Source organism: Okeania sp. (assembly GCF_983059655.1).
Window position 1 is genome coordinate 1 of the sequence record NZ_CEZPJD010000348.1, and the last position, 4,464, is coordinate 4,464.

A 4,464-nucleotide genomic window follows, 5' to 3' on the forward strand; every position below is an offset into this window, starting at 1 on the left:
TTAAACACAAGGTCTTATTGCTGATAGCTGATGGCTAATAGCTGAATGCTTACAAATATACTGCCATATTTATCACATCATTTTATTTGATGTATATTACTTACTCAGTCTTAAATAGTAATAAAAATTTCGGTCTTGGTATTGCAATATATAACGATTATCTAATAGATTTACATTATTATAAACTTGCAAATTTTCTTGAAAAATTGGGTCAGAGTCTTTCAATTCTATCAATTCTATAGTCACTTTTTTTTCTACTTCCCGTAATTCATTTAATGTTTGGGGTAATTGCCAAATTACTTGAGTTGGATAATTAGCGATCGCCAGATAAAAGTTTTTTTCTGATATTACTACTTGTAGTTGAATTTGCAATTCTGAAATAACTTTTTGCGTCCGGAAACTATAAGTATATAAACGTTCAGACTGTCGTCTTTGGAGATTTTTTAATTTGTGAAATGTGACCAAATTTGAATAGCTTAAACACAGAAAAATTCCTAATCCTATAGCAAATATCTTTTTAGTTGGTAATTGTGAAATTAATGAACGAAGAAAGAAGGCAGAGTGCAGAGGGTAGGAGTCATAATTTCCTTCAGTCCTCTGCCTCCTGCCTTCTGCCTTTCCCGATAACCATAAACTTGCCACTGATAATATTGCCATTAATGGAGAAAAAACTGCCAACCCTCGAATCCCCATATCAATATATTGATAAAGTAAAAAAACTGCTAATAAAGCTGGCATAAAACTAATTAGGCTAAAAATACATAAATTTCTATAAGCTGGAAAATATGTAAATTTATTTCGATCGATTTTAGTAGTAAATACAGCTAGAGAAATACTCCATAGCAGCAACATTGATAGAGTAATTGTTGAATAGACTGGAAACTGTTTAAAGCTAATGATGAGGCTACAATTGAATAAAAAATTTTCGCCCATCATTCCGAGTATATTAGTAAAATTAGGTTGGGATAAAATTCTTGTTGCTGCATAAGGATAAATTTTTTGATTTTGGGAAATAGGAATTAATACTGCGATTGATAATAATGTCAAAGAAAACAATAAACTCAATAAAGTTTGTTTGTAATATTGATTTTTATTTATCCATAAAACAGCAACACTAGTAGGAATTAAGGTTAAAAGAAAAGGTTTAATTAGATACGCTAAAGCTATTACTAAACTCAAAAATATACCTTTTAAACAACCCTCTTTTTGTATAAATAATAGAACTACAGCCACCATGATTACAGCAGCAGCAGATATTTCAGTCATTACCGAATGAGTCAAAACTAGAGTGTAAGGATAAATCAGGTAAATCGAAGCAGCACCAAAACCAACCCATTAATTAAATATATTTTTGCCAACTATAAAGATGAGAAAAATAGTTATCATCAGTAGCAAATAATTCACAAAAAACAGCGTTCTTTCATTAATGCCACCAATCAAAAAACCAATAGCTAAAATCAAGGGATAACCAGGCAAATGAGTATCCTTAGTAGGATAACCTTTTTCGATAATACTACTAGCTAAATAATGATGACTATTAAAATCAAAATCATGCACAATATTTTGAGCTACAGTATAGTAAAGCGTTTCATCATTCCAGCGAATTTGTAAAGAAACTGGTATCGTAAAATAAAGAGCGATCGCTGTTACGATCAAAAGTAATACATAAGGAAAAAAAATGTTAATAAGTTTCTCTGAATATTCATTTTTAGATAAATTAATTAAGAATAAAAAAATATAAAATTCCCAATTTTTGGCTGTATTTTATTCTTGACATAAGGAAAAATTGTTTATAGTTATGACCCTAGATTTGATAATTTAAAATAAGTAGATAAATTTTAAATCATCAAAATCATCTTTTTTCAGTACAATAATTAATAGGTATAGCAAAACAAGCAAAAATCAGAACAACAAGAAACTAGCAAAGTTAATATAAATAATGTTTTTTTCGCAGGCTAAAACACTCACTATTTATTGTAATACGGACTAAATATTATATCATGGGAAAGGCTAAATCTAAACCTAACTTACCAACCAAAATATGCCCTGTATGTAATCGCCCTTTTACCTGGCGAAAAAAATGGGCAGAGTGTTGGGATGAAGTCAAATATTGTTCTGAAAGATGTCGGCGACGTAAGTCAAATATTGACAAACAAATTGACATTTAGCCTCATATCGAAATTCAATTATTCTGTAGTGAATCACAACAAAAAAAATGCAACCAAAACTAATTATTCACGGCGGTGCAGGTAGTTCCCTTGAGGAAAAAGGAGGATTAGAAATAGTTCGTAAATCTCTCCATAAAATAGTAGATGAATTACATAAATTGCTTCTGAACGACACAAAGGCCATTGATGTAGTTGTCCGTGGTTGTCAACTATTAGAAGATGACCCCATATTTAATGCTGGGACTGGTTCAGTTCTACAATCTGATGGCCAGATTAGGATGAGTGCTTCCTTGATGGATGGTTTGAATCATCGGTTTAGTGGGGCAATCAATGTCTCCCGGATTAAAAACCCCATTGAATTGGCCAAAGCACTGCAAACATCGCCCGATCGCGTATTATCAGATAATGGAGCTGCTGAATTTGTGCGGGAACTACAAATGCCCATTTACAACCCCCTCACAGATAAACGATTAAACGAATGGCTAGAAGACCGCAAAAACGACTTTAGTAGAAAGATGGCAAATGTTGTGGCAGAATCTCCAGGCATCGGCACTATCGGAGTGGTAGTCTTAGATAAAGAAGGAAGATTAGCTGCAGGTACCTCTACTGGTGGGAAAGGTTTTGAAAAGATTGGTCGTGTAAGTGACTCGGCTATGCCCGCCGGAAATTATGCCACTGGCAGCGCTGGAGTTAGTTGTACCGGAATAGGAGAAGATATTATTGATGAATGTTTGGCTGCCAAAATTGTGATTCGGGTAACAGATGGTTTTTCTCTCAAAGCAGCTTTTGAACGCTCATTTGCTGAAGCTCACGAACATCAGAGGGACTTAGGAGCGATCGCTATTGATGCTAGCGGCATAATAGCTTGGGGAAAAACTTGCGATGTCATTTTGGCTGCTTTTCACGATGGGCAAAAAATTGGTGATAGCTTAGAAGCTGCAAAAGGGACATTAGTTTTTGCCGCTGAATAGTTCATAATATAGTTCATAATAGGGGGGCAGTTGCCCCCAACAATCAACTAGAGTGGCATTTTTATAAAAATTGTGCTAACAAGTAAATTTTGACATCCTCTTTTGCTGTTAGGCACAGAGAGTCCTACCTAGGAGTAATATCATGTCCGGATAAGAGCGCTCTGGAAAAAACTTTCTCCTTCTTTATTCTTTCTACCCTCCTGTCTCCTGTCTCCTGTCTCCTGACTCCTTCGTCGTTTATTTATAACTGTTCAACCGGACATGATATAACTCTTCCACGGGTTGACGCTTCTTAAGCTGCTGCTACCTTGGCAGTAGTCTTATGCTTGCCTTCACGTCAGTTTAAAGTTTCTGAGTGCCCCTCCAGCAAGTAAAAACAATGTAGCATATATTCTCACTAGCAAATAATAAAGTCCCCTTCACAGGGGAGGCATCAAACCCAATTTTTCGGTGATTTGGATCGTACTCTATAGAAAATTTACGGATATACTATAAAAGTAAGCTTAAATAAAAAAACTTCTACTAATGTTGTCTTACTCTGATATGCAATATCAAGTCTATTCCATTAGGGATAAATATCCTCCTTCTCTGTATTTTGGTCAATATTCTATCTGTTCTTGATTGTTTATTTAGTTATTCCATCGATATAAAATCTAAATTTATAACAGGCTGTTTATCAACAAAAGTAAAGATATGGTCTGTGACAGCACACTATCCATTTCTAGAATAACCATAGAACTCCTCTCTGTTTTACGAACGATTTTACATTTTACCCACCGTGTTACTGTGCCATAATGTGTTACAGCGCTTTTCATTTGAGTAGACCACAAAATTATTTTTGGCACTTAGAGTAGGGAGTAGGGAGTAGGGAGTAGGGAGTAGGGAGTAGGGAGTAGGGAGTAGGGAGTAGGGGGTAGAAAAATGCTTTTGGGTTGCCCATACTAACTGTAGTCTATCCATGTGAAAAGCGCTATAACTTGATACGCTTCTTACCCTACACAATCTAAGGATCAAAAATAAAATCAATTATTGTATATAAATCATGAATTATTTCCTCCTACTCTGTAGGGACTTTGAATGTAACGTCTCTACTACCCCCTTCTACCTCTTTAGCAAATAACGGGGTTGGCGCAGCAGTTCCGAAAGGAAAGCAATCTCAAATCCTAGCTCTACATCTAGCTCTACATTATGTGCAAGTTATGTTATATAGTAGTTGAACTAAAGGGTGCGGACAGATTGAGAACTTAAAACTCAGATCAAGTAATATTTTTCTTTCTTACTTCTGCTATATAAACTGGCATTTAGCGATCGGCTTTTTTGTGGTC

The 4,464-nt window shown here is 34.9% G+C and carries 5 protein-coding genes; 2 read left to right on the plus strand and 3 right to left on the minus strand.

Features of this window, described 5'->3' with window-relative positions:
* Positions 1–96 precede the first annotated feature (96 nt).
* Positions 97–1,266, minus strand: a complete 1,170-nt coding sequence (locus tag AC3DU7_RS18775) for a hypothetical protein (RefSeq protein WP_488040838.1) — start codon at positions 1,264–1,266, stop codon at positions 97–99.
* 69 nt (positions 1,267–1,335) lie between these two features.
* On the minus strand, positions 1,336–1,656 hold the full coding sequence (locus tag AC3DU7_RS18780) for a hypothetical protein (RefSeq protein ID WP_488040839.1): 321 nt from the start codon (positions 1,654–1,656) through the stop codon (positions 1,336–1,338).
* 344 nt (positions 1,657–2,000) lie between these two features.
* Here AC3DU7_RS18780 and AC3DU7_RS18785 point away from each other — a divergent pair, with 344 nt between their 5' ends.
* Together AC3DU7_RS18785 and AC3DU7_RS18790 are read left to right on the plus strand one after the other, a co-directional pair.
* Entirely contained in the window at positions 2,001–2,168 is a 168-nt protein-coding gene (locus AC3DU7_RS18785; protein ID WP_488040840.1) for a DUF2256 domain-containing protein, read from the plus strand.
* A 47-nt stretch (positions 2,169–2,215) separates the two neighbouring features.
* The gene (locus AC3DU7_RS18790; RefSeq protein WP_488040841.1) at positions 2,216–3,139 is read left to right on the plus strand and encodes an isoaspartyl peptidase/L-asparaginase; all 924 of its coding nucleotides are present in this window, start codon (positions 2,216–2,218) and stop codon (positions 3,137–3,139) included.
* Between the two features lie 762 nt (positions 3,140–3,901).
* Here the strand turns inward: AC3DU7_RS18790 and AC3DU7_RS18795 are convergent.
* A complete protein-coding gene (locus AC3DU7_RS18795) occupies positions 3,902–4,099 on the minus strand; it encodes a hypothetical protein (protein ID WP_488040842.1) in 198 nt (65 codons plus the stop codon).
* Between the last annotated feature and the right edge of the window lie 365 nt (positions 4,100–4,464).

Excerpts from the sequence above, each read along its gene's own strand:
- AC3DU7_RS18775 (WP_488040838.1), bottom strand. The coding sequence starts at position 1,266 with ATGACTGAAATATCTGCTGCTGCTGTAATCATGGTGGCTGTAGTTCTA.
- AC3DU7_RS18785 (WP_488040840.1), top strand. The coding sequence starts at position 2,001 with ATGGGAAAGGCTAAATCTAAACCTAACTTACCAACCAAAATATGCCCT.
- AC3DU7_RS18790 (WP_488040841.1), top strand. The coding sequence starts at position 2,216 with ATGCAACCAAAACTAATTATTCACGGCGGTGCAGGTAGTTCCCTTGAG.
- AC3DU7_RS18795 (WP_488040842.1), bottom strand. The coding sequence starts at position 4,099 with ATGGATAGACTACAGTTAGTATGGGCAACCCAAAAGCATTTTTCTACC.